Origin of the sequence: Microbacterium jejuense, from assembly GCF_019511665.1 — a bacterium.
Classification (GTDB): Bacteria; Actinomycetota; Actinomycetes; order Actinomycetales; family Microbacteriaceae; genus Microbacterium; species Microbacterium jejuense_A.
In genome coordinates, this window is record NZ_JAEUAW010000009.1 from 137,140 (window position 1) to 161,823 (window position 24,684).

Below are 24,684 nucleotides of genomic sequence, written 5' to 3' on the forward strand. Positions count from 1 at the left end.
ATGCAGCGTGCGTTGCTGAGAATCACCGAAAGGCACGGAATGGTCGAGGGGCGAGCGTCGGTCGACGATGCACCGACGATGGACGAAGCAGGCGACGCGGAACACACTGTCGGCGTGGACCGCGCGGCGACACCGAAATGGATGCAGCGCAACAGCCGCCTGGTGGACTGGATCGTCGCGATCATCCTTGTGATCGCGAGCGTGGTTCTCGTGGTGTGGCAGGTGCCACAGCACAAGATGGTCTCGCCGATCGACGAGTACGTCTACATCGACTACCTCGCCAAGGTACCCACCCAGCTAGTCGTGCATCGTGGCGAGGAGACGGGCGAGTATGCGCGACTGTACCTCTCGTGCAACGGTGTCAGGACGCTGGGGTACTACCCTGCGGACTTCTGCACCGACTGGCAGGAAGCCGACGAGGCGACGATGCCCAACGGCGGGAAGACGACCGCCGACATCTACACCCCCGTGTACTTCGGCGCGACGTGGCTCCTCGCCCAGCCGCTCATGCTTCTGGGCATGAGCGACATCACCGAGGCGGGTCGCTACACCGGTGTCGTCTGGCTGGCTGCTGCAGCCGTGTTGCTGTATCTGACTCTGCGGAGGCTACGGGTCGACGTGGTGACGGCGGGTTCGCTGGGACTGCTGATGGTCGGCTCCCTCTCCGCATACTGGTCGAACACCTACATCAGCACCGATGCGATGTCGTTGCTAGCCGGAGCGCTGATGGCGTTCCTCCTCACCATGTTCCTTCGCGGATCACGGTGGGTTCCGTGGCTGTTCGTCGGGTCGGCTGTCGTGCTCACTCTCGCGAAGATGCAGAATCTCATGGGCGTGGCCGCCGCCGCGGTCACGTTGATCCTCTGGGCGCTCACCGATGCGGTCCGCCGGGGCCGCGGAGCCGAGAGGCGCTGGATCTCTCTGGTACGCGACCGGCGCGTGATCGCGGCGTTCGCGGCCGTCGTCGTCTCCGTTGTCGCGCAGGGCGTCTGGGCAGTCATCCGCAACCTGATCGTCGCCGACACACGAGCGGACCAGGGCGTCGAGGCGCCGTTGAGCAAGCGTGCACTGGCCGAAGAAGTACTGCGCTTCTTTCCTGGGGTCTCGAAGGGGGCGATCGATCCGGGGCTGCTGGGAATCGCCGCGCAGATCGCTTCGGCCGTCATGGCCTGGATCATCGTCGCCGGTGTGATCGGTCTGATCGCCGCATCGCGTCGAGGGTCGCGCTCCGAGTCGCTGGCGCTCGCGACATTCTTTGTCGCGCTCGTTTCGGGGCCGCTTCTGGCCATAGCGACGGTGGTGATGGCGGGTTACTACTTCTATCTCCCGGCGCGGTACGGCATGTCGCTCCTGGCGTTCTTCCTCGTGTGCGCTGGCCTCCTGTTCACGCGCTCGGTGTGGACACGCTGGTTCTCTGTGGTCGCGGCTGTGGTGAGCTACGTCGCAGTGATGACCCTCACCGGGTGACGCCCTCGAGGCTGCCGACGGTTTGGAGCGAGTCAGCAGATAGCCCAGACTAGAGGAATGCGTGGCATCATCCTCGCCGGCGGCACCGGCTCGCGGCTCCACCCGATCACCCTCGGCATCTCGAAGCAGCTGGTCCCGGTCTACGACAAGCCGATGATCTATTACCCGCTCTCCACGCTGATCCTCGCTGGCATCCAGGACATCCTGATCATCACGACACCTCAGGACTCGGACCAGTTCCAGCGACTTCTCGGGGATGGTTCACGGTTCGGCGTCTCGCTGACGTACAAGACGCAGCCCTCTCCAGACGGCCTCGCTCAGGCTTTCGTCCTCGGTGAAGAGCACATCGGCGGCGAGAGCGCGGCGCTCGTCCTCGGCGACAACATCTTCTACGGCCAGGGCATGGGCACGCGCCTGCGTCAGTACACGGATCTCGAAGGCGGTGTGGTCTTCGGATACTGGGTGGACGACCCGACGGCCTACGGGGTCGTGGAGTTCGACGCGGATGGCAGGGTCGTTTCGCTGGAGGAGAAGCCGACGGCGCCGAAAAGCAATTACGCAGTTCCCGGCCTCTACTTCTATGACAACGACGTCGTGGAGATCGCCAAGAACCTCACTCCGTCGCCTCGTGGCGAACTCGAGATCACCGACGTGAACAAGGCTTACCTCGAGAGAGGCGCCCTGCAGGTGGAACTCCTGCCCCGCGGGACGGCCTGGCTTGACACCGGCACTTTCGACTCTCTCAGCGAGGCCACAGACTTCATCCGTACGGTCGAGAAGCGCCAGGGTCTCTCTATCGGCTGCCCTGAGGAAGTCGCCTGGCGCATGGGCTTCCTCTCCGATGACGAACTGCGCACGCGCGCAGAGCCGCTGGTGAAGAGCGGTTACGGCGCCTACCTTCTCAAGGCGCTCGAGCAGGGGCGACACTGACCGAGAAGAGCGCTTCGTTGGTTTCGAGAACCGTGACTCCGCCAACTTCCCTTCCGAGCGACTGCCGGCGCCTGGTCGTCTACGTCGTCTGGGACAGACGAGGCGACGTGGAGCCTTACATTCCCCACGCGCTGGGTGCCCTTCGGCAGCACGCAGCGCGCATCGTCGTCGTCGTGAACGGCAAGCTGAGCGACGACGGACGGGCGGCACTCGAGCCCGTGTCGGATGAGATCCTCGTGCGCGACAACGTGGGCTTCGATATCTGGGGCCACAAGGCAGGGCTCGATCATGTCGGCCCTGCGATCGCCGAGTACGACGAAGTGGTGCTGACCAATGACACCTGGTTCGGGCCGATTCGGCCGTACGGACCGGTCTTCGAGAGGATGGCGCAGCAGGACGTCCACTTCTGGGGAATGACAGATCACGCCCGGGAGGAGCCGAATCCGTTCACCGGGGACGGCGTACTCCACTACCACCTGCAGTCCTTCTGGATCGCGATCCGCCGAGGGATGTTCGACACCGAGGCATGGCGGGAATATTGGCGCGAGCTTCCTCCGATGCCGGGCTATTTCGATGCGGTGCTCAAGCACGAGGCGGTCTTCACCGAGCACTTCGCGACGCGCGGATACACGCACGCGGCCGCATTCCCCTCGTCGCAGTACCCGACTGATCATCCGGCGCTCTTCAATCCGGATCTGCTGATCGACGACGGCTGCCCCCTGCTCAAGCGGAGGCCGTTCTTCCACTATCCACCGTTCCTGGACCGGCACGCCGTCATCGGGCGCGAGATTCTGCAGACCGTTGAAACGCACGGCTTCCCCATGCCGGTCATCTGGCACGATCTCGCCCGCAATGTGGCGCCGCACACGCTCAACACGGATGCCGCAATGCTGGAGGTCCTCTCCGACCTCGAGGAGGCGTACGAGCCCGCACGTGCCATGCGGATCGCGGCCGTGGTGAACATCGTTCATCCCGACATGACCGACGCGCTCCTCGATCGCATAGAGCGCCTGCCAGGCGATGTGCACGTCTTCCTGACGACAAACGAGCAACGTCGGGCAGATGCGATCCGTGAGGTCTTGCACGAGCGAGGCCGCGATGACGTCGCACTCCGGATCGTGCCCTCGAAGGCCGGTAAGCATATGAGTGCCTTCCTCATCGAATATCCGGAAGTGTTCGAGCCAGATCGATTCGACCTGGTCGTCAAGCTCCACTCGAAGCGATCGGCCAAGAAGTCGTACAACGCGAGCAGGTACTTCACGCGCCATCAGCTTGACAACCTGCTGAGCTCCCCGGGTTACGCCGCGAACGTCATCGGGCTGTTTCAGCGGGAACCGGGATTGGGCGTCGTGTTCCCACCGACCATCCACACGGGCGTCGCGACGATGGGCAGCGGCTGGGGAACGTACCGGAAACGGGCCGAGGCATTGGCACATGACCTGCGCATTGATGTTCCCATCGACGAGATCACGCCTCTCGCCCCCTTCGGAGGCATGTGGATCGCTCGGCCCGAGGCGCTGCGACGCCTGACCGAGCGGGTTTGGACCTACGAGGAGTTCGAGCCGGATTCCCGCTTCCCCGACGCGCCGCTGGGCCCCACGATCGAGCGCCTGATCGCCAACGCGGCCGGGGAGCTGGGGTTCCACGTCCGCACAGTCCTCAACGCGGAGCATGCCGAGCTCAGCCACACATCCCTTGAGTTCAAGCTCGACCAGCTTTCCTCCACGACACCGGGGTACCCAGTCGAGCAGATCCAATTCCTCCATCGGGCCGGCCCAACGGGCCACGGTGGAGCGGCCGGCCTCGCCCGAATGTATCTTCAGTTGAACCATCCGTCAGCGGCGCGCACGATCTCGCCGGTCTACCAGGCGGTGCGTAGGGTCGCGGGCGCTGGTCGCCGGATTCTCAAAGGGATCGGAGGCGGGCGATGACTGCCGATGCGATTCCTGTGACCGCGGCTGACACTCGTCGGCTGATCATTTACGCCGTCTGGGACCGTCGCGGCGGGATCGAGGATTATGTGCTCTTCGCCCTCGACGCCTTGCGGTCGCATGCGACGCGGATCGTCGTCGTGGCGAACGGCACGCTGAGTCCCGCGGCCAGGGCCAGTCTGGAAGGGCGCGCCGACGTGGTGATCGTCCGCGACAACGTCGGGTTCGACATAGGAGCTCACAAGGCCGGTCTTGAGCACGTCGGCGACGGCGTCTCCGACTTCGACGAGATCATCCTCACCAACGACACCTGGTTCGGTCCGGTCCGCCCCTTCGCGCCGGTCCTGGAGAGGATGGCGGCCGTGCCGGTCGCCTTCTGGGGAATGACCGACCACCCCGAGGTCGCGCCGAATCCATTCTCGGGGACGGGCGTACTGCCGTACCACCTGCAGTCGTTCTGGATCGCGGTGCGTCCGCAGCTGTTCCTGTCGGAGGCATGGCGCGACTACTGGCGTGACCTGCCCGAGATGGCAACCGTCCAGGATGCCGTGCTGCTGCACGAGGCGAGCTTCACTCGTCACTTCGCAGCGCAAGGCTTCGACCACACGGTCGCGTTCCCGTCCAGCGACTTTCCGAGCGAGCATCCGGCGCTCTTCAACGCCGACCTCCTCATCGAGGCGGGCTGCCCGCTGCTGAAGCGACGACCGTTCCTGCATTGGCCGCCGTTCCTGGATCGCCATGCCGTCGTCGGGCGGTGGGTCATGGAGACGGCCGAGCGTCATGGGTATCCGATAGAGCTGGCATGGCGGAGTCTGGCCCGCAACGTCGAGCCGCGTGTGCTGTACACGGATGCCGCAATGCACAAGGTCGTTCCTCACCGCGACATGGGCTACGACGCTTCGCGCCCGTTCCGGGTCGCAGCGCTCCTGCACATTTTCTACGTCGAGATGACCGACGAGATGCTCGACCTCGTCGACGCGTTGCCCGGCACGTACGATCTGTTCATCACTACCCCTGACGCCGACAAGGCCGCCGCCATCGCTGCGCTGATCGATCAGCGGCCGCGTGAGGGCCGCGCCGTCGAGGTCAGGGTGGTCGAGAATGCGGGCCGGGACCAGAGCGCATTCCTCATCGGATGCAGGGACGTCGTCCTCGACGGCGGCTACGATCTCATCGTCAAGCTCCATTCGAAGAAGACACCGCAAGACGGTTACAACGTCGGGCGCCACTTCAAAGCCCAGCAGTTCGGGAACCTCCTTCCGAGCCCGGGATACGCTGCGAACGTCCTGGCCATGTTCCAGAAGGAGCCCGGCCTGGGCCTCGTCTATCCGCCGATGATCCATCTCGGCTACCCGACGATGGGCCGCGGGTGGTGGTCGAACAAGCCGGGATTCGAGAAGTACTGCCGAGAACTCGGCATCCATGTCCCGCTGGATGAGATCTCGCCGATGGCCCCGTACGGCTCGATGTACATCGCCCGTCCCGAGGCGTTGCGTCTTCTCGTCGAGCATCCCTGGACCTACGACGGATTCGGGGGAGCGGACGCGTACCGTGACGGGGGTCTGGCGCACATTCTTGAGCGGATGCCCTCTTACGCGGCCGCGGAGCTCGGGTATCACACCCGGACCGTGTCGACGCCGGAGTACACCTCGATCAGCCACACCTCGATGCAGTTCAACTTCGATCAGATGTCTGCGACGATTCCCGGCGACAGCGTAGATCGGATCATGTTCATCAAACGGGCGGGATACGTCGGCCAAGGGCGCTTCCGCGATTTCGTCCGGATGTACTTCGGGCTTCATCCCCGGATCGGCCGCCGGCTCGGGTGGATGACGGACCCGTCCAATCGCCTGGTGCGGCTCGCTTCGCGTTTGACACCGCGCCGGTGACTGTCCATCGGCGCGGTCGCTCGGAACGGAGCCGGCTGCATCTGGGAGAATGGAGCACATGACGGATGCCGACGATGACCAGAACGTCGGTGCGGTCGTGCTGGCCTATCATCCTGATGCATCGCTCGTGGACAACGTGCTCGCGCTGGTTCCGCAGGTGTCCGCCGTCGTTGTGGTGAACAACTCGCCGGCCGCCGAACCCCGACTGTTCGACGAGCTGCGCGGGATCGCGGGGGTCGAGGTCGTGGATCTGCCCGGCAACCTCGGGGTAGCCGCGGGATTCAATGCAGGCATGCGGAGACTCTTCGATGCGGGCCACCGTTACACGGTGATCTTCGATCAGGACAGCACCGCACCGCCCGGACTCGTGCAGGGGCTCGTCGATGCTTACCGGTCGTTCGGAGCGGGGGCCGGGATCGTAGGACCGGCACTGCGCTCAGGGGTCACTGGTCACGAGTTCCGGCGTGAGCGGGGCTCGGGGGTCGGCGTGCGCTCGACGCTCATCAGCTCAGGAGCGCTGTTCTCCCGGGAGGTGGTCGAGCGGATCGGCCTTCACGACGAGGGTCTTTTCATCGACTACGTCGACCATGACATCAGCCTGCGTGCGGAGCGACGCGGACTCAAGAACCTGAAAGCGTTCGACGTCGTTCTCGACCATCGCTTCGGCGGAGCCGTCCCGCGGCGCATCTTCGGACGCGACTTCTTCGTAGCCGACTACTCACCCATGCGGCAGTATTACATGTCCAGGAATCGCCTGATCCTGGTCCGCCGATACGGATTCGGTGGCTGGTTCTGGGAGGATCTGTCGTACATGGTCAAGGCATGGGCGAAGGTGCTTCTGTTCGAACGCGACAGGGGTCGCAAGGTGGGGGCCTTCCTCCGCGGTGCGCGGGACGGCCTCCGTTACGACGCAAGGCATCGGGATCAGGGCGCGGGCGCGGGAACCACGTCATAGACATACTGGGTCCGTCCTGACCAGGTGAGCCGGCCGGCCGCGACGAGGCAGGACGCGTCGAGTGGTCGGATCGAGACGACGTGGCGCAGCTCTGCGATTCGTTCCTGGACGACACACGGTGACGCTCTCACGACGACTGTGTCGGCGAAAGGCTGTTCGAAGTCGATCCCCGAGTCGGCCCAGTCGAATTCGATGTGAGTACCGCCACGGTTCCACATCGACTCGTGAGCCCGCGTCGGATCCAGCAGTTCCCATCGCTCGCTGTTTGGTCCGATCTGCTGTCGATAGCTGAGCGACGGCACGGCGGTGGCCGTCATGAGCGACACCATCTCGGCGGAGTCGGCCGCCCACAGGGTTCCGTCGTGCCTACTCGTCTCGCCCCAAGAGAGCAACTGCTGTGCGGATGGACTCTCTCTGAGGTCGCCGAGGCCGAGGGTCAGCGGTTGCGCAGTGATGGTCACGGCGACCGCGGCCGCGCCGCCCGCCAGCATGGACCATGCCCGTCCGGGCCAGTAGACGAGGACGAAGACGACAAGCCCCGACACGACGGCGGACAGTGCGACCATCCAGGGAGCGAGTTCAGAGATCAGCCCGGAGGTCAGCAGCGAGATACCGCCCCAGACGGACAGGGCTGCGACCGAGACGCCGGAAGCCGCCCCTGTGACGAGGCGCTGGCCGGGAGTGGTGCCGCGGTACAGCGACAAAGTGATGCAGAACGCCACGACAGCGAGGTATCCCACACCCATCGCGGCGCGGTTCGCGGGGACCCGATTGATCAGTGGGATCGCCGCGCTCCACTCGCCCCAGCTCACGAGCGCCCAGGCGGCCCAGAACAGTGTCGGAACCAATACCGCGAGGACGACCCATCGCGAGCGCGCGCCACCGCGCAGGCGTCCCGTCAGGAGAACGACGATGACCGCGGCGGCGAGAGCGAGGTAGGAGGTGGTGACTTCCGACTGATTTGAGCTCGCACCGACGGTTTGGAACCGCAGCCAGCCGAGGTTCGTCGCGCCGAACACGAAACCCGGGTCCAGTGCCTGCCCACCGCTCTGCCGCAGTCCGGGATAGACCGTCGACAGGCCCGCCGCGATCGCGTCGCGGCTCTCCCAGAACAGCGCTGCCGTCCATGCCAGGCCGGAAGCGGTCACGGCTGCGATCGCGGCGATCCGCGCTCGGAGGGGCGACCGGTCCGTTAGGATCACCACTGCAGTCGCGAGCACGATGGGCAGACCCACAACGATCGCCGTCGGCTGGTAGTACGTCGGTGTCCGCGCCAGCAGGATGCCTGCGACAACGAAAGCGCATGCGCTCACTAGCCACCTGCGAGAAGACAGAGCGCGTGAACCGTGCACTGCGAGGGCGCAACCTGCCGCGACGAAGCCCATTGTGTTGACTGGAATTCCCGACCACCACGCCGTTGCCGGAGACGCGGCGACGACGACCGCTGCGAGATATCCCCACCGTAGCTGTCCCGAGATCGCTCGGAACAGCACGGGTACGCCGAGGAACAGCAGGTAGCTCGGGAGCCACCATTTGAGCGCGAAGAGCATCTCGGCGGGCACAAGCGGCGCCAGGTGGAAGAGTGTGCTCTCAAAGAAGACCAGGTCGGAGACCGGTCCAGTGGGCAATTGGGCGAACAGATCGCCCGAAGCGCTCAATGGAAGTACTGCTGAATCGCCGTGGCGGGTGATCTGCCCCAGCCAGATGGGGGACCCGGTGCCGAACTCGTCCGCCCGAACGCTCTGGTAGCCACCGAGGTGAAACCCGAGAGGATGCTGCGGATCCTCACGCAGAGCACTGATGCCGATGTTGGACGTCGTCGCTCCGAGCAAGATGAGGGAAAGGTAGAGCAGAGTCGGAACTGCGAAGACCAGGAAGCCGAGTCGTCGACGCCTCCGGGCTGAGAGATCTTCGGGAGGTGACGGGGCGCGGGGCGCGGTCATGGTGAAAATGGGGGGTGCTGACACAGCGGTCCTCTCGAGCGAGCAGTAAGCCCGAGCGTGGGGGCAACACAAGCTAACACGAGGTGTTCGGACGACTGGGCTAGACTCGTGCGGCGTGACTGCCGAGATTTTCGTGCCCTTCTGGGGTGACCCGGCCCTTTTGTTCGCGACCGTCGAATCGGTGCGGGCGATGAACGACCGGGACTGGCGCCTCATCATCCTGGATGACTGCTACCCGGATGACTCCGTTCCCGCGTATTTCGAGCGACTGTCGGACGATCGGGTGGAGTACGTCCGCAATGAGCGGAACCTGGGCATCACCGACAACTACCGCGAGGCGATCCGCCGAGCGACGGCCGACCACATCACGATTCTGGGCTGCGACGATCTTGTCCACCCGAACTACCTGGCCGTGGTGCGACGCACGCTGCAGGCAGTGCCGCATGCCGACGTCGTCCAGCCCGGGGTCGTAGTCATCGACGAAACCGGCCGAAGCGTCCGTCCGTTGGTCGACCGTGTCAAGTCCGGTCTTCTTGCGCCCCGGGGTGGGTCGGGGATCGCGGTGCTGTCCGGCGAGGCGATGGCCACGAGTCTCATCCGCGGCGACTGGCTCTACTGGCCCTCGTTGACCTTCCGGACCGAGACGCTGAGACGCATCGATTTCCGCGATGGACTCCCGATCATCCAGGACCTCGCGCTGCTGATGGACATCGCTTTCCAAGGTGGGACGCTCGCCTTCAACCCCGAGGTCGCGTTCTCATACCGGCGACACGGCGGCAGCGCCTCCCAGAAGACGCTGCTGGATGGGCGGCGCTTCCGGGACGAACGGACGTACTATGCGGAGGCGCGCCGACTCGCCCTGTCGCAGCGCTGGAAGCGCACAGCACGAGCCGCTCGACTCCGTGCGATGTCGCGGCTACACGCAGCGGCGGAGCTTCCCTCGGTCATCCGGCACGGCAACAGGGCCGGGGTAGAATCGACCATCGCCCATATTTTCGCTGTCTAGCGCTCTGTCCGCGCATTCGTGATGGCGGGACGAGCATCCAAGGAACTTCGTCATGCCCAAGAACGTCCTGATCACGGGAGGCGCCGGTTTTATCGGCACGCGCCTCGCCGCGCGTTTCGCTGCCGACGGTCACCGCGTGACGGTGCTCGACTCACTGATCGCCCAGGTGCATGGCGACGACCCGGAGCGTACGTCCCCGCTCCTGCGGAGCCTCGACGGTGTCGCCACCGTCGTCCGCGGTACCGTCACCTCGGCTGATGACATCCGAAGCGCGCTCGACGGCGCCGAGATCGTCGTCCATCTGGCCGCAGAAACGGGCACCGGGCAGTCGATGTATGAGATCGACCGTTACACCGAGGCGAACGTCGGCGGTACGGCGAAGCTCCTGGACATCCTGGCGAACGAGCCGCACTCGGTCGATCGCGTCGTGATCGCATCGTCGCGGTCCATCTACGGGGAGGGTGCCTACAGGACGGAAGACGGGCGGATCGTCTATCCGCCGCATCGAGCCGACGCGGACATGGCGGCCGGTGACTTCGCCGTGCATATGTCCGGGGAGGGGCCCCTCGACATGGTGCCCACCACCGAGGAGGCGAAGCTGCACCCGTCGAGTGTCTACGGGATCACGAAGCAGATGCAGGAGTCACTCATCATGACGGTCTGCCCGACGCTGGGCATCGAGCCGGTTTCGCTTCGCTACCAGAACGTGTACGGTCCGGGGCAGTCGCTCAAGAATCCGTATACCGGCATCCTGTCGATCTTCTCCACCCTCATTCGGCAGGACAAGCAGATCAACATCTTCGAAGACGGTCTCGAGAGCCGCGACTTCGTCTACATCGACGACGTGGTCGAAGCCACCTTCCTTGCCGCCATCACTCCCGCTGCCGCGGGACAGGTGATGAACGTCGGCTCGGGCGTTGCCACCACCGTGAACGACGTGGTCGAGGCCCTCGCCGCTGCGTACGGCCGGAACGTCTCGTCAAGGGTCTCGGGAAACTACCGACTCGGTGACATCCGCCACAACGTCGCCGACGTGACGCGGCTCGCCGACGTTCTGGATTTCCGGCCGCGGGTCTCGTTCGAAGAGGGTGTGAAGAGATTCGCGGACTGGGTGGTGACCGAGCCGGTGGAGGGTGGGTCATACGAGCGCTCGCTCAGCGAGATGGCCACACGGAACCTCCTGAAATGACGGTTGCCGAGGCCACTCGAACAGGTCGCGTCGATCGAAAGAGCGAGCCGCGGGCGTTCCTGCCCGAAGTGCAGGCACTGCGCGCCGTCGCCGTACTGCTGGTCGTCGTCTACCACATATACCCGGGCAAGCTGCCGGGCGGGTTCGTCGGCGTCGACGTGTTCTTCGCCATTTCCGGTTTCCTGATCACGTCCCATCTGCTGAGTTCGCTGCTGACGCGGGGCACGATCAGAATTTCCCGATTCTGGGCTAACCGCATCTGGCGGCTCCTGCCCGCGTCGCTGTTCGTGCTCGCGGCATGCTGGATCTTCACCCTCCTCTACACACCGGTCACCGTCGCCTCAGACACCTTCAAGCAGATCGGCGCCGCATCGGCGTACGTCGAGAACTGGGTTCTTGCGATCGACTCCGTCGACTACCTCGCACGTGACAACGCTCCCACGATCGTGCAGCACTACTGGTCGCTGTCGGTGGAGGAGCAGTTCTACATCCTGTGGCCGCTGCTGCTCATCAGTACCGCCCTCGTGGTGGGCAAGCTCGCCGCGCGCAGAAGCGGGTCCACCGACGCCGCCAGGGTCCGCGGCCTGTGGATCGTGATGATCGCCGTCGCGGTCGGATCGTTCATCTTCTCGGTCGTCGAGACGCGCCTCCTTCCTGCTCACGCCTACTTCGACACCTTCACTCGCGCGTGGGAGTTCGCGGCGGGTGGCCTGCTCGCCCTCGTCATCGTCACTTTCCGGGACCGGATCGAGACCTTCCGCGGGCATCGTCTGGTCGGTTTCGCGGGCCTCCCGTTCATCGCCGGCATGGCGTTGATCTTCGCATCCGGGCTCCTCATGAACTCGTCCACGCCGTTTCCCAGCGGCTGGGCGGGAATCCCGGTGGTGGGAACGCTGCTCGTCATCGCCGGTGGTCTCCCTCGCGCCCGTCCGTTCGCAGTGGCTGTCCAATGGCGACCAGTGCAGTTCTTCGGCGACATCTCGTACTCGCTGTATCTGTGGCACTGGCCGTTGATCATCGGATTCGCGATCGTCGTCGAGCGACGCCACACCACGGTCGAAGGGCTGGTGATTCTGGCGGTTGCCATCGGGCTGGCATGGCTGACGAAGATCACTATCGAAGACCCGATCCGCCGCGTGGGTAGGCGGGCAAAGCCGGTGTGGCCTTCATTCCTGCTCGCAGCCCTCGGTGCGACGATCCTCATCTCAGCGTCGTTGTTCGTCGTGAACGACCGCGCCCAGGCCGCCGCCGCTGCGGAAGCAGAGCGCGCGGCCGCGATCACCGATGAGAGCGGATGCGTGGGGGCGAATGCAACCTTGGGAACGTCGGACTGCGCTGATCCGTTCCAGCCGACAGCCGGCAGCAACCCCGTCCTGCCATATAAGGACCTTGACAAGGACTGGTGCCTCACATGGTTCGACGAGGATTGGCGGACCTGCACGTTCGGCGATACCGCGGGCACGAACGGCACCATGGCGATCGTCGGCGACTCTCACGCTGCAGCACTGACCAATCCGCTTGGCGAGTACCTTCGCGAACGCGGATGGAAGCTCGTCACCTTCACCCGGTTCGGCTGCCCCGGCCTGTCGCCGACGCCCATCGGCCTGCGCGCGCAGACCCCGGAGATGGAAGCTGCATGCGCCGAGTGGTCGGCGCGTGTCACCGACGAGATTTCGTCGCGCACCGACATCGACACCGTGCTGTACACGTCATACGAATCCGCCTACGCGACACCCGCGTACCCGGGCGCCGTGCAGTTGACCTCTGACGACATCATCCAGACACTCGGCCGCGTCGCCGACTCCGGCAAGAACGTGATCCTGCTGCATGACTTCCCGCGGACCTCGGGTACAGACGTTCCGACCTGCATCGCCCAGACACATGATCCGATGGCCGATTGCAGCGTCGCACTCGCAGACGGGTATCCGCCGGTGCCGCACAGCGTGGCGGCAGAGAAACTAGGTGGTCGGATCCGCACCGTCGACTCGCGGGCTGCGCTCTGCGACTCAGACCGGTGCTACCAGTTGGTCGGCGATGTCGTGGCTTATGCCGACGATAACCACATCAGCGAGAGTTTCGCCCGGTCGTTGATGCCGTACCTCGGTCCGGCCATCCTCGACGGAGCCCCGCTGGAGCCCACCGCAGGCAAGGGACAGTGAGTTTGTAATGCCCCGAGTTCTCGTCGATCTGTTGTCATTCACCGGCACCAAGGGTGGGATGGAGACGTACACCCGCGAGCTCTACGCTGCCATCGGGCGCGCCCCCGCCGGGTACGAGTTCGTCGGCTTCGTTAGCCGCGAAGGCGCCGCACTCGATACTTCCTGGTTCCCCGGCCGGATTGTCGAATCAGGGATCAGCGGAGAGAACCGGTTCGAATGGGCGTGGGGAGAGCTGACGCAGGTCTCCCGTGCCGCTTCCCGGGAGCGGGTCGATCTGATCCACGCACCCGCGACACTCGGCCCTCGCAGGGCTTCAGTGCCCACGGTGCTCACGATTCACGACGTGCTCTATTTCAGCCATCCGGAGCACATGTCGACGCCGCTCTACACCGAGCCGGTGAAGTGGATGGAGAAGCAGGCGTCTCGGAACGCCGCCCGAATCGTGACGATCAGCCCCACCTCCGCGAGCGAGATCACGAAGTACCTTCACGTGCCGGGCGAGCGAATCGACGTGGTACCGCTCGCGGGTTCAGCGCCCAAGGGTGTCGAGCGTGCGCGTGCCGGCGAAGAGGGTCCGCTCATCCTCGCAATGGGCAATCGTCGTCCTCACAAAAACTGGGCCGCACTCATTCGCGCGACGGCTCTGATCCCGGAAGACAAGCGGGCGCGGATCGTGATCACCGGTGGGCGCGGGGAGGACCCCCTCACGCCAATCGTCGACGAGTATGGGGTCGCCGATTGGGTTGACCTACGGGGATGGGTCAACGATGAGGAAGTCGCCCGTCTCTACTCCGTCGCGACGGCGCTGGCCATCCCCTCCTTCGCCGAAGGATTCTCGCTACCCACCATCGAGGCGATGGCTGCCGGTATCCCGACGCTCCTGAGCGACATCGATGTGCACCGCTACGTGGGCGGTGACGCCGCGCACTACTTCGACCCGACGGATGACGCGGATGTCGCGCGCGCGATCACCGATGTGGTCACGAACGCCGCTTTGCGAGCTCAGATGGTCCGGGCGGGGTACGCCCAGGCAGCCGGGTTCTCATGGGATCGAACGGCAAGCGAGACGCTGTCAGTGTTCGACAAGGTGCTGGGTCGACACTGAACCGGTCATGTCGCCGGGTCGGACGTCTCCGTCGGTTCCTGTCGCGACGCGGTCGCGTCGCTGTGTGAACGAAGGCCCAGGGCGTGCACGCCCACGCCGATGAGCGGCGCCGCGACCAGAGCGACCAGAATCCCTTGAGGGCGGGCGATGGGCACGCTCAGAAGCACCACCAACGCCACAGAGGCGGCGGCCCACCCTGCGAGGTACCAGCCGTGGTGTCCTGCAGCGAGGACCGCAGGACCCGTGATGCAAAGGAGCCCGGTCAGACCAGCGCTCAGCACGATGAACGCGTAGGCCGCAGGGGGCAGTGCGTACCGATCGCCATAGAGCAGCTGGATGACCCAGGGCCCGACCCAGATGGCGGCTACGGCGAGGACGGACGATGCACCGAGAAGAGCACCGCTCCAGACCAACACGCGCCGTCGCGCCGAGATGGGGTGATCACGGAAGGTCACGACGAGGTAGCTCTGAAGCGCCAGCAGAGGGATGACCAGGGGAGCGCGTGTGAGCGTGATCACGAGGATGAGCGATGCAAGCAGGCCAGGGGTGACGCTCTGGCGGGTGATACCCAGCAGGAACGGCAGGCCGCTGATCATCAGACCGGTCGCCGTGGAGGCGAGCACCGTCGAGACGCTGTTGCGCGAGAGTCCGCGCAATCCCACGTCGATCGCCGCATCGCGCCGCACCCTACGCCCGGTGAAAAGCCATACTCCGACGATCGCGATCGCGAACGGCAAAGCGACCGCCCACCCGAGCGCGATGGTGCCGGCGCCGAGCGCGAGCGCGACGCAGATGAGGCAGAGCCGGATCGCTGAGTCGGTCACTGTCATGGCGGCGACTCCGCCCCAGTCGCGCACGCCGTACAAGGCGCCGCTGAGGAGAGCGACGAAACAGTATCCGACGGTGGCGACAAGGAGCGCCAACACCAAGGGTGCGCCTTCTGCGCCGAACAGGGACGGGGCCCACAGCGGCGAGCTCGCTCCGATGAGCACGAGGGCGACCGCGCTCGCGCAGAGGCCGAACGCGGCGATCGCTCGCCACGCGGGCCGCTCCTCGGCGGCGCGTATGTGAGTCGCCCGGGTCACCTCCTGTTGCAGGCCCGCCAACGCCGACACGACGAGGTAGACGATCGACCAGAAGACGCTGAAGGCTACGTACTCTGAGGCTGCGACGAATCCCGGGACGAGCGCCTGAATGATGTAACCGATGGCGCCAGCGATCGCTGTGGCCGCGAGGACATACGCCAATCCCCGGCGACCCGATGCCGCTCCACGCGACGACGAGGGCTCACTCATCGGGGCGGTCGGTCTGGGAGGACACGGCCGCTTCCGTCATCTCGGCATCGTCACGGCGCAAGGCATCTGTGGGCTGCGAGGCGCTCTCGGTCGACGGATCTGCATGCGATGCGCCGGCAGCGTCGCGGCCGTCAGGAGCGATGCCATCGAGGCGGGCATGCAGGATAGCCACCTCTTCGGCCAGCCGACGCGTCTCATCTTCCACCTGGGAGAGCTCCCAGGAGAGGTGGAGCGAAACACCGATGAGGAGCAGGGTCGCGAGTGCGAACAGCAGGTTGGCTGGAACGGCCACTCCGAGAAGTCGGGTGAGGCCGAACAGGAGCTCGGGGAAGATTCCGAGGATCAGCACAGCCAGAGCGATCACAAGCCACAGGACGGCGTACTTCTCACGCAGCCGCCGCGTCAGGAGCAGCCACATGACGAAACTCAGGATTCCCAGGGCGATGACGATTCCGAGAGCGATGATCACGCCGTCGCCTCCTGCTCGGCTGCACGCCGGCCCATGGGGCGGCGCATGACGGCCAGTATCAGCGCGAACGCTGCACGGGCCAGATATTTGATCGAACCGATGGTGCCCTGGCTGGGGTTGCCGTGCGCCCGGGGTCGCATTGCGACCGGCACTTGAGTGACGGTGAGTCCCGCGTGGCACGCGGCCACGAGCGAGTCCAGAGTGTCGCCGAAGTACTCGGCCGGGTAGTAGCTCACGTACTGCGCTATCGCGCGCGGACCGGCCGCGCGAAACCCGCTCGTCACGTCCGTGAGTCGGGTCTTGGCAACGCGCGAGAGGACGGATGCCAGGAACCGCATCGCCCATCTGCGAGGGCCTCGGACATCGTAGTCGCCGACGCCATCGAAGCGAGCGCCGATGGAGATGTCTGCGGAGTCGAGTCCGGCAAGCACTCGTTCTATGTCGGACGGATTGTGCTGGCCGTCCGCGTCGACCTGGATCGCGCGGCTGTACCCGCAGCGCTGGGCGTAGGTGTAACCAGTCCGCATGGCTCCGCCGACGCCGAGGTTGTATGGCAGCGAGAGCACTGTCGCGCCTGCCGCCCGCGCGACATCGGCGGTGGCATCAGTGGACCCGTCGTCGACGACGGCGATGTCGTACTCGGGATGGGCTCGCGCGATTTCGCGCACCGTGTTGCCGACGTTGCGCTCCTCGTTCCACGCGGGAACGATGATCAGCGTCGGTTCGGGGGACGTGTGCATGGCGGTTACAGCCTACTAGGCAGTGGTGGTTACGCTGAGGAGGTCCATGTCTTCGACCAGAGGGACCCGCAGTGGAAATCGACCTGCTCATCGTCGGCTCCGGTCTCTTCGGGCTCACCATTGCGGAGCGGGCGGCGGCATCCGGTCGCAAGGTCACCGTCATCGACCGCCGGCCGCACATCGGCGGCAACGCCTACAGCTCTCCCGAGCCGACGACGGGCATCGAGGTGCACCAGTACGGGGCGCACCTGTTCCACACCTCGAACCCGGGCGTGTGGGAGTACGTCAACCGCTTCACGTCGTTCACGAACTACGTCCACCGCGTGTATACGAACCACAAGGGCGTGGTCTACCCGCTGCCGATCAACCTCGGCACGATCAATCAGTTCTTCCAGGCGGCCTACTCACCCGACCAGGCGCGGGCGCTGGTGCATGAGCTGGCGGGCGAGTACGACGCGAAGGATGCCGCCAACCTGGAGGAGAAGGGGATCTCGCTGATCGGGCGGCCCCTGTACGAGGCGTTCATCCGCGACTACACCGGCAAGCAGTGGCAGACGGATCCCAAGGATCTGCCTGCCGAGGTGATCAGCCGGCTGCCAGTGCGCTACAACTACGACAACCGCTACTTCAACGACACGTGGGAAGGTCTCCCTACGGACGGCTACACCGCCTGGCTGGAGCGCATGGCGGACCACGACAACATCGACGTCAAGCTGGACACCGACTTCTTCGACGAGTCGCAGCCGCTCAATAAGAAGGCAACGGTCGGCCAGGTGCCGATCGTCTATACCGGGCCGGTCGATCGCTACTTCAATTACGCCGAGGGCGCGCTCTCGTGGCGGACGCTCGACTTCGAGCAGGAGGTGCTCGAGGTCGGCGATTTCCAGGGGACTCCCGTGATGAACTACGCGGATGCTGACGTTCCGTACACGCGCATCCATGAGTTCAAGCACTTCCACCCAGAGCGTGCCGAGCGATATCCGGCCAACAAGACCGTCATCATGCGCGAGTTCTCACGTTTCGCGTCGCGTGACGACGAGCCGTACTACCCGGTGAACACGGCGGATGACCGCGCCGGCCTCCTGTCGTACCGCGAACTGGCCAAGGGCGAGCGGAACGTGCTGTTCGGCGGGAGGCTCGGAACCTATCAGTACCTCGACATGCACATGGCGATCGGGTCCGCCCTCTCGATGTGGAAAAACCAGTTGGCGTGAGCGGGCCGCATAGGATCTAGGTGTGACCACTGCCGCCGTCGGCGCCCCCGGATCGCCCCGGCGCTACCTGCACTCGCTGTGGCTACTGTCGGCGCGCGACCTCAAGGTCCGGTACTCGACAAGTGCGCTCGGGTACCTCTGGTCGGTGCTCGATCCGCTCGTGATGAGCGCGATCTACTGGTTCGTGTTCACGCAGGTGTTCCACCGCACGGTCGGATACGAGCCGTACATCGTGTTCCTGATCACGGCGCTGTTGCCGTGGGTGTGGTTCAACTCGTCGGTATCGGACTTCACGCGCGCGTTCAACCGGGACGCACGCCTGGTGCGATCGACGGCGATCCCGCGGTCGATCTGGGTCAATCGGATCGTGCTGAGCAAGGGCATCGAGTTCCTCTGCTCGCTGCCGGTGCTCGCGCTGTTCGTCGTGATCTCGTACTTCACGGATTATCCAGCGCAGGTGAACTGGGGACTCCTGTGGATCCCCGTCGCCGTCCTGCTCCAGACGGTGCTGCTCGTCGGCCTCGGCCTCCTCGTCGCGCCGCTGTGCGTGCTGTGGAACGACCTCGAGCGCACAACGAAGCTCATCCTGCGCGCTCTGTTCTACGCGTCGCCCGTGATCTACGGCGTGGAGGACCTGCCTGGCGTGTTCGAGACGCTCGCCGCGTTCAACCCGCTGGCTGGAATCTTCGCGCTGTACCGCGTGGGTTTCTTCGCCGGCGAGTGGGATCCGTGGGTCATCGGCATCGGCGCCGTGATGTCGTTCCTGTTCCTCGCGCTGGGCATCTTCGTGTTCCGGCGCCTCGAACGTCCCGTCCTGAAGGAGCTGTGATGGCGGCATCCGATCTCGCCATCGAGGTGCAGGGCCTCGGCGTGCGCTTCCGGCGCAACCGGCGCGGACGCCGCAGCATCAAGGATCTGTTCTCAGACTCGACCCGCCGCTCGAAGCCGGGCGAGTTCTGGGCGCTGCGCGACGTCAGTTTCGATGTCCGACCCGGAGAGTCCATCGGCGTCGTGGGACGTAACGGGCAGGGCAAGTCGACTCTGCTGAAGCTCGTCGCGGGCGTTCTCCTCCCGGATGAGGGCACGGTATCCGTCAACGGGGGTGTCGCGCCGCTCATCGAGATCACGGGCGGATTCGTAGGAGATCTCACCGTGCGTGAGAACGTCCGGCTCACGGCAGGCCTGCACGGAATGTCGAAGGCGGAGGTGGCACGCCGGTTCGACGGGATCATCGACTTCGCCGAGCTGGAGGACTTCGTCGACACGCCCTACAAGCATCTCAGCAACGGCATGAAGGTGCGCCTCGCATTCTCGGTGGTGTCCCAGCTGGAAGAGCCGATCCTGCTCGTCGACGAGGTGCTCGCCGTGGGCGACAAGGCATTCCGCGAGAAGTGCTACACACGCATCGACGAGCTGCTTGCCGATGGCCGCACACTGTTCTTCGTGTCGCACAGTGAGCGGGACCTGCGCCGGTTCTGCACCCGCGGTCTTTACCTGGATAAGCACCGATTGGCGATGGATGCCCCGATCGGCGAAGTTCTGGATCGCTACAACGCTGATTATCCCGTCGGCTGAGGGGCGCGGCCCTGGCGTCGCTCCCAGGCGCACGCAGGTATAGTTGTGGGCTGTTGTCGAAAGGGAGTGCGGAGCTATCGTGACTGACAGTGCTCTCGTTCGGTTCGAGCGCCTCCGCGACGAGCCCATGATCCCCACGGGCGCATCGGGCCGGGGTACCTGGGCATCGCTGCGCGCTGTCCTGTCGCACCGGCAATTGCTCGCTCTGCTCGTGCGCCGTGACATCAAGGCGCGCTATAAGGACAGCGCGCTCGGTCTGTTGTGGACACTTATCAATCCGATCGTGCAACTCCTCATCTACTACCTGGTGATGGGGCAGATCCTCGGTGCAGCGCGTGGGATCGACAACTTCGCGATCTACGTCTTTTCGGGATTGACCATCTTCGGACTGTTCTCAGAGACGATGACGGGCATGACTGCCTCGATCGTCGCAAACGCCGGTTTGGTCAAGAAGGTGTACGTGCCTCGCGAGGTGTTCCCCCTTGCATCGATCGGCTCCGCCCTGTTCACGTTCAGCATGCAGGTCCTCGTGCTGACCGCAGCCTGCTTGATCCTGCTGACGCCCCCCTCGCTCGGCGGGCTGGTGTACTTCGTCCCATCCGTGCTGTTGATAGTCGTCTACGCCGCGGCACTCGGGCTCCTGCTGTCATCGCTGAACGTCTACCTGCGTGACATCCAGTACCTGACGCAGATCGTTCTCATGCTCGCGCTGTGGGCTTCGCCGATCGTCTACGGCTGGACCATGGTCAAGGACGTCTTCGCTCAGTTCGGATTGCCGCAGTGGCTCCTTGAGGTCTATACCAACAACCCGATCACTCTGGCGGTGCTCGGCTTCCATCGGACATTCTGGGCCGCCGGCACAGCCGCCGACTATCCGCCCCATCTCGAGCTGAGAATGCTCGTCGCCGTTGTCGTCGGCCTGTTCTTGTTCTGGATATGCCAGCGTGCTTTCGCACGCCTGCAGGGCAACTTCGCACAGGAGCTCTGACCGTGTCTTCCGTCAACGCTGCTGCCACCGCACCCGACATCGTCGTGGTCGACTCCGTGTCAAAAACGTTCGTCATCCGCAAGGACAACTCTCTCAAGGAGCGGGTCGTCACCCTGGGGCGGAGAGGACGCGCCCACCAAGAGCAGTTCCGCGCATTGAACGATGTGTCCTTCTCCATCCCGGCGGGGCGAACCATCGGCCTGATCGGGACCAACGGGTCGGGTAAGAGCACCCTGTTGAAGGTCATCGGCGGCATCATCGATCCGTCGTCCGGAAGCGTCCGCCGCCGCGGACGGCTCGCCGCGCTGCTCGAGCTTGGCGCGGGTTTCCACCCTGACCTGTCGGGCCGGGACAACATCTACCTCAACGCCGCGGTCCTCGGGCTGTCGCGGGAGCAGACCGATGCGGCCTTCGAGAGCATCGTCGCCTTCTCCGAGATCGGCCCATTCATCGACACCCAGGTGAAGTTCTACTCCTCGGGCATGTACGTGCGCCTTGCCTTCGCGGTGGCTGTGCACACCGATCCTGATCTACTGCTCGTGGACGAAGTCCTAGCGGTGGGTGACGAGGCCTTTCAGCGAAAATGCATGGACAAGATCCGCCAGTTCCAGAAGGAAGGGCGCACCATCGTCCTGGTCTCGCACTCGGCCGCGCAGGTCATGGAGGTCTGCGACGAAGGAATCGTGCTCCGTGACGGCGAGATCGCTTACATGGGCTCTGCCGCCGACGCGACCCGCGTCCACCGCGAGATACTCGAGGGAAAGCGCAAGCAGATCGTGGAGCGCGAGGAGTCCGAGCACGCGGCGCAGGCGGCAGGGGAGAGGGCGGCGCATGGAGAGGTTCTCGGGGTGTTCGTCGAGAACGAGGACGGCGAAGTCGTTCGCGACATCGCACCTGGAGACACCGTCACGCTGCGCGTCAAGGTGAGGCATTCGCGTCCCGTCCACGCGTGGAATACGAGTGTGAGCATCGACACCTCGAATGGGCAGCAGGTGTTCGGCACCGGAAGCCGTCGGCTCGGCACGAGCCATCCGGCGGCGCCGGCTGGGGAGATCGAGATCGGTTACCGTCTCAGCGACGTCCGGTTTGCGGGCGGACAGTACTTCGTCAACGTCGATCTTCAGGACGCCGACGGACGCTCGCTCGATGTTGCATGGCAGGCCGCGGCCTTCTATGTGCCCACCGATGAGCGTCAGACCGGCACCATCTATACCGACGTCTCGCTCACCTGATCGTCGCGAGCTCGCCCCAGATTCGACGCCGGGTCTCGGCCGAGTGAGTCGCGGCCAACTGACGGTCGTTTTCGCCACCCGTGACATTGACAGCATTGAGACCAGTCTGCTGCGAGCCGGGGATGAACCACCAGTGCTGCTGCCGGTCGAGCACCTGGCGCGTGGCAAAACCGTGCTTGACCGCTTCGTAGTGGAGCCACACGTCGTCGGCGGTGGGTGCGGTGCGGAGGAACCCCTCTCCGTCGTCGCGGATCGCCTTCTGCAGTTGGGGCGGAAGGAGCTGCCCTGATACGGAGGTCGCGAAATGGGCGAAGTGCGCTGCGTCCGACTCGCAGGGACGCCAGGACGAGTACGGAGTGAACGCGGACTCTGATGACATCCCGATGACGTGTGCACGATGGGCGATGACGCACCCAGGTGAGTCCTGGTGCGCGCCGCGCAACTCTTCGAGCCACGTCTGGGGATAGATGATGTCGTCGTCGCTCATGACCAGCGGGCGGTCGAGGGGCTCGGACGACAGGAGCGGCCAATACTTCGTGTGGACGCCGAGTCCAGGGGAGACGAATCGGATTTCCAAGCCGCGCTGCTGCAGACGGCGAAGGCGCCAGGGGATGCGCCTCAAGGGGCGATCGAGCCACAGCACCAGCCGGTGCGGCTTCACCGTGCCGCGGCCGATCGACTCGATCGCCAGCCAGACATCGCGCAGTCGTTCTCCGTGCGTCGTCATGGTGACGATCTCGGACGAGGTGGAGTCAGTTATTGCTTCGTGGGATCGGGCGCTGCGCAGCCACAGGTTGGTGATGTCACGGGCGACGTGAGGCGGCGGACTGTCCACGGTGCCGACCGAGTGCGGCAGCCCACCGACGGCGACGGCGAGAGAACGGGCGACTGCTCGTGCACGTGCGGCCGCCGGAATCCGAGTCGCCCTGTCCATCCATCTACGGTACTCGACGGCTGTCACGCTTATCGGTCGTCCACAGCGGTGAGAGAGAGCTCGGGTGTACACACGGTACGGTTGACGTGCGCTGATCGCATAGACGCGAACTCCGCCACGACGAGTCCCCTCCGCCTACCCGAAGTGCGCAGGGCCCACGACCGAGAGGGGTCACCTTCGATGAGAATCTGCGTGTACACCGCGCTGATCGGACAGTATGACGGGCTTATCGAGCAACCGGTCGCAGCGTCGAGCACCGCGGATTTCATTTGCTTCACTGACGATCCGGATTTGAGCAGTGAGACCTGGGAGATTCGTCGCGTCGAGCGTGCCTTCCCGCAAGACCCGGTCCGGAGTGCTCGACTGTTCAAGATCCTCGGGGACGAATCGCTCGATGGGTACGACGTCACGCTATACATTGATGCGTCGGTGCTCTTGCGCAGGTCACCCGAGCAGATCGTTGAGGACTGGCTCACAGACGAGGAAGAGGTCGCTCTTGCTGGCCATGCCTACCGAGAACAGCTCGTCGATGAATTCGATGAAGTCGTGCGTCTTCAATACGATGACCGTGCGCGGGTGTATGAGCAACTGCTGGACTATTCCGTCGAATACCCTGAGGTGTTGGAGGCACGCCCGTTGTGGACCGGCATGCTGGTTCGTCGTCGGACTCCGCGCGTCGCCGCCGCGATGCGGGTGTGGGCCAACCATGTGCTCCGGTACTCGCGACGTGACCAGCTGTCGGTCGTCGTTGCTCTCCGATCGAACGACGTCGCGGTACGAGTGCTCGACGTCGACAACTTCGACTCGCCAAACCACCAGTGGCCGGTGATCCCGCAGCGCCGCATACCGCAGGGTAAAGCTCCGATGTTGCCTTCCGGCCCGCTGCTGGCTGAACTGCGGCGTGCGAATCGGCAGATCGAGGCGCTCACGTCCGACTTTGACGGGCGCTCGGCGCGCGATGTGCTCGAATCCGAGCGTGATGCGCTTCGACGGGCCGCAGACGCACAGCGACAGTTCGAGGCCGTGAGCAGTCAGCTGGAGGCGACCCAGTCAAGCCTCAAGCAGACCACTGGGATTCTGGGGGCTACCCGGAATCTCGGCAGGGCGATCGCAGGAAAATTCCGACTGTCCTGATTCCTGCGACCGACACGCGGTTGCCCCCCTTGCGGGCTTCTGTTGTTTCGGCGGGCTCACTGGGCTGCCGCTCAAAGAATTGCGCGGAGGTCTCAGTTGATCGCGCCGGCTTGGGTGAGGACGTTGTCGGTGATGGAGGCGTCGGATCCGAGGATGATGATCTTGGCGGGGCGGAGTCGTGCCAGTTCCTGAGTCACTTGTCCGGGGATGCTGTCTTGCTGGGTGAGCAGGACGGGACCGCCGAGGTGTCCAGCGGCGGCGGCACCGGAGAGCGCGTCGGGGAACTTTTCGCCGTTGGCGAGGTAGGCCACGGGTGTTCCGGGTTCGAAGGTGGCCGCTGAGACGGCTGCGGAGGTGGCGTAGCGGTCTACCCCAGCCGTCCGCTCCACCGTGTCCGCGTAGGCGCCGGCTTGGGTGAGGACGTTGTCGGTGATGGAGGCGTCGGATCCGAGGATGATGATCTTGGCGGGGCGGAGTCGTGCCAGTTCCTGAGTCACTTGTCCGGGGATGCTGTTTTGCTGGGTGAGCA

At 64.9% G+C, this 24,684-nt stretch carries 21 protein-coding genes; 15 read left to right on the forward strand and 6 right to left on the reverse strand.

The window, feature by feature from the left end:
• From JNB62_RS12960 to JNB62_RS12980, 5 genes are all read left to right on the forward strand, one after another.
• The gene (locus JNB62_RS12960) at positions 1-1,467 is read left to right on the forward strand and encodes a hypothetical protein (protein WP_220301307.1); all 1,467 of its coding nucleotides are present in this window, start codon (positions 1-3) and stop codon (positions 1,465-1,467) included.
• Between the two features lie 57 nt (positions 1,468-1,524).
• Positions 1,525-2,397 carry a glucose-1-phosphate thymidylyltransferase RfbA gene (gene rfbA / locus JNB62_RS12965; protein ID WP_220301308.1) on the forward strand — a complete coding sequence of 291 codons (873 nt, stop codon included), beginning with the start codon at positions 1,525-1,527 and terminating at the stop codon, positions 2,395-2,397.
• A gap of 107 nt (positions 2,398-2,504) precedes the next feature.
• Positions 2,505-4,328 carry a rhamnan synthesis F family protein gene (locus tag JNB62_RS12970; RefSeq protein WP_220301309.1) on the forward strand — a complete coding sequence of 608 codons (1,824 nt, stop codon included), beginning with the start codon at positions 2,505-2,507 and terminating at the stop codon, positions 4,326-4,328.
• A complete protein-coding gene (locus JNB62_RS12975; RefSeq protein WP_220301310.1) occupies positions 4,325-6,217 on the forward strand; it encodes a rhamnan synthesis F family protein in 1,893 nt (630 codons plus the stop codon). The genes JNB62_RS12970 and JNB62_RS12975 overlap by 4 nt, the downstream gene beginning before the upstream one ends.
• Positions 6,218-6,275: 58 nt before the next feature.
• Complete coding sequence (locus JNB62_RS12980) at positions 6,276-7,172, forward strand: glycosyltransferase (protein WP_220301311.1); 897 nt, start codon at positions 6,276-6,278, stop codon at positions 7,170-7,172.
• On the opposite strand, the gene JNB62_RS12985 is transcribed toward JNB62_RS12980, so the two are convergent.
• A complete protein-coding gene (locus JNB62_RS12985; RefSeq protein WP_220301312.1) occupies positions 7,142-9,115 on the reverse strand; it encodes a DUF7657 domain-containing protein in 1,974 nt (657 codons plus the stop codon). The two genes, JNB62_RS12980 and JNB62_RS12985, sit on opposite strands and share 31 nt — an antisense overlap.
• 115 nt (positions 9,116-9,230) lie before the next feature.
• Between JNB62_RS12985 and JNB62_RS12990 the strand changes: the two genes are divergently transcribed.
• The 4 genes from JNB62_RS12990 to JNB62_RS13005 are packed head-to-tail and all read left to right on the forward strand — an operon-like array spanning position 9,231 to position 14,574.
• Positions 9,231-10,121 carry a glycosyltransferase family 2 protein gene (locus JNB62_RS12990; protein WP_220301313.1) on the forward strand — a complete coding sequence of 297 codons (891 nt, stop codon included), beginning with the start codon at positions 9,231-9,233 and terminating at the stop codon, positions 10,119-10,121.
• Between the two features lie 52 nt (positions 10,122-10,173).
• Positions 10,174-11,310, forward strand: coding sequence for an NAD-dependent epimerase/dehydratase family protein (locus JNB62_RS12995; RefSeq protein WP_220301314.1), 1,137 nt, complete (start codon positions 10,174-10,176; stop codon positions 11,308-11,310).
• Complete coding sequence (locus tag JNB62_RS13000) at positions 11,307-13,469, forward strand: acyltransferase family protein (RefSeq protein WP_220301315.1); 2,163 nt, start codon at positions 11,307-11,309, stop codon at positions 13,467-13,469. Before JNB62_RS12995 ends, JNB62_RS13000 begins: the two co-directional genes overlap by 4 nt.
• A 7-nt stretch (positions 13,470-13,476) precedes the next feature.
• Positions 13,477-14,574 (forward strand): glycosyltransferase family 4 protein, encoded by a 1,098-nt coding sequence (locus JNB62_RS13005; protein ID WP_220301316.1) that lies wholly within the window; start codon positions 13,477-13,479, stop codon positions 14,572-14,574.
• Between the two features lie 5 nt (positions 14,575-14,579).
• Here the strand turns inward: JNB62_RS13005 and JNB62_RS13010 are convergent, their stop codons facing one another.
• From JNB62_RS13010 to JNB62_RS13020, 3 genes are read right to left on the reverse strand one after another with little or no spacing between them, the layout of a single operon-like run.
• Complete coding sequence (locus JNB62_RS13010) at positions 14,580-15,821, reverse strand: lipopolysaccharide biosynthesis protein (RefSeq protein WP_220301317.1); 1,242 nt, start codon at positions 15,819-15,821, stop codon at positions 14,580-14,582.
• A gap of 40 nt (positions 15,822-15,861) precedes the next feature.
• A complete protein-coding gene (locus JNB62_RS13015) occupies positions 15,862-16,338 on the reverse strand; it encodes a DUF2304 domain-containing protein (RefSeq protein ID WP_220301318.1) in 477 nt (158 codons plus the stop codon).
• The gene (locus JNB62_RS13020; protein WP_220301319.1) at positions 16,335-17,078 is read right to left on the reverse strand and encodes a glycosyltransferase family 2 protein; all 744 of its coding nucleotides are present in this window, start codon (positions 17,076-17,078) and stop codon (positions 16,335-16,337) included. Before JNB62_RS13020 ends, JNB62_RS13015 begins: the two co-directional genes overlap by 4 nt.
• Before the next feature lie 77 nt (positions 17,079-17,155).
• Here JNB62_RS13020 and glf point away from each other — a divergent pair, with 77 nt between their 5' ends.
• The 5 genes from glf (at position 17,156) to JNB62_RS13045 (ending at position 22,087) form a co-directional block, all read left to right on the forward strand.
• Positions 17,156-18,292, forward strand: coding sequence for a UDP-galactopyranose mutase (gene glf, locus JNB62_RS13025; protein WP_220301343.1), 1,137 nt, complete (start codon positions 17,156-17,158; stop codon positions 18,290-18,292).
• Positions 18,293-18,314: 22 nt separating this feature from the next.
• A complete protein-coding gene (locus JNB62_RS13030) occupies positions 18,315-19,121 on the forward strand; it encodes an ABC transporter permease (RefSeq protein ID WP_220301320.1) in 807 nt (268 codons plus the stop codon).
• The gene (locus JNB62_RS13035; RefSeq protein WP_220301321.1) at positions 19,121-19,867 is read left to right on the forward strand and encodes an ABC transporter ATP-binding protein; all 747 of its coding nucleotides are present in this window, start codon (positions 19,121-19,123) and stop codon (positions 19,865-19,867) included. Before JNB62_RS13030 ends, JNB62_RS13035 begins: the two co-directional genes overlap by 1 nt.
• 79 nt (positions 19,868-19,946) lie before the next feature.
• Entirely contained in the window at positions 19,947-20,855 is a 909-nt protein-coding gene (locus JNB62_RS13040) for an ABC transporter permease (RefSeq protein ID WP_308291803.1), read from the forward strand.
• A gap of 2 nt (positions 20,856-20,857) precedes the next feature.
• Positions 20,858-22,087 (forward strand): ABC transporter ATP-binding protein, encoded by a 1,230-nt coding sequence (locus JNB62_RS13045; protein ID WP_308291804.1) that lies wholly within the window; start codon positions 20,858-20,860, stop codon positions 22,085-22,087.
• Here JNB62_RS13045 and JNB62_RS13050 read toward each other — a convergent pair.
• Positions 22,080-23,021 (reverse strand): hypothetical protein, encoded by a 942-nt coding sequence (locus tag JNB62_RS13050; protein ID WP_220301324.1) that lies wholly within the window; start codon positions 23,019-23,021, stop codon positions 22,080-22,082. The genes JNB62_RS13045 and JNB62_RS13050 overlap by 8 nt on opposite strands.
• Positions 23,022-23,213: 192 nt before the next feature.
• Here JNB62_RS13050 and JNB62_RS13055 point away from each other — a divergent pair, with 192 nt between their 5' ends.
• Positions 23,214-24,155: a glycosyltransferase domain-containing protein gene (locus JNB62_RS13055; RefSeq protein WP_220301326.1), complete on the forward strand. Its 942-nt coding sequence runs from the start codon at positions 23,214-23,216 to the stop codon at positions 24,153-24,155.
• Between the two features lie 92 nt (positions 24,156-24,247).
• Here the strand turns inward: JNB62_RS13055 and JNB62_RS13060 are convergent.
• Positions 24,248-24,684, reverse strand: a 437-nt coding sequence (locus tag JNB62_RS13060) for a cell wall-binding repeat-containing protein (protein ID WP_220301327.1), incomplete at its 5' end; no start/stop codon positions are given.

Bases quoted from the DNA above. Each gene is read 5' to 3' on its own strand.
- JNB62_RS12960 (WP_220301307.1), top strand. From the start codon at position 1: ATGCAGCGTGCGTTGCTGAGAATCACCGAAAGGCACGGAATGGTCGAG.
- rfbA (WP_220301308.1), top strand. From the start codon at position 1,525: ATGCGTGGCATCATCCTCGCCGGCGGCACCGGCTCGCGGCTCCACCCG.
- JNB62_RS12975 (WP_220301310.1), top strand. From the start codon at position 4,325: ATGACTGCCGATGCGATTCCTGTGACCGCGGCTGACACTCGTCGGCTG.
- JNB62_RS12980 (WP_220301311.1), top strand. From the start codon at position 6,276: ATGACGGATGCCGACGATGACCAGAACGTCGGTGCGGTCGTGCTGGCC.
- JNB62_RS12985 (WP_220301312.1), bottom strand. From the start codon at position 9,115: ATGACCGCGCCCCGCGCCCCGTCACCTCCCGAAGATCTCTCAGCCCGG.
- JNB62_RS12995 (WP_220301314.1), top strand. From the start codon at position 10,174: ATGCCCAAGAACGTCCTGATCACGGGAGGCGCCGGTTTTATCGGCACG.
- JNB62_RS13000 (WP_220301315.1), top strand. From the start codon at position 11,307: ATGACGGTTGCCGAGGCCACTCGAACAGGTCGCGTCGATCGAAAGAGC.
- JNB62_RS13005 (WP_220301316.1), top strand. From the start codon at position 13,477: ATGCCCCGAGTTCTCGTCGATCTGTTGTCATTCACCGGCACCAAGGGT.
- JNB62_RS13020 (WP_220301319.1), bottom strand. From the start codon at position 17,078: ATGCACACGTCCCCCGAACCGACGCTGATCATCGTTCCCGCGTGGAAC.
- JNB62_RS13035 (WP_220301321.1), top strand. From the start codon at position 19,121: ATGGCGGCATCCGATCTCGCCATCGAGGTGCAGGGCCTCGGCGTGCGC.
- JNB62_RS13050 (WP_220301324.1), bottom strand. From the start codon at position 23,021: ATGGACAGGGCGACTCGGATTCCGGCGGCCGCACGTGCACGAGCAGTC.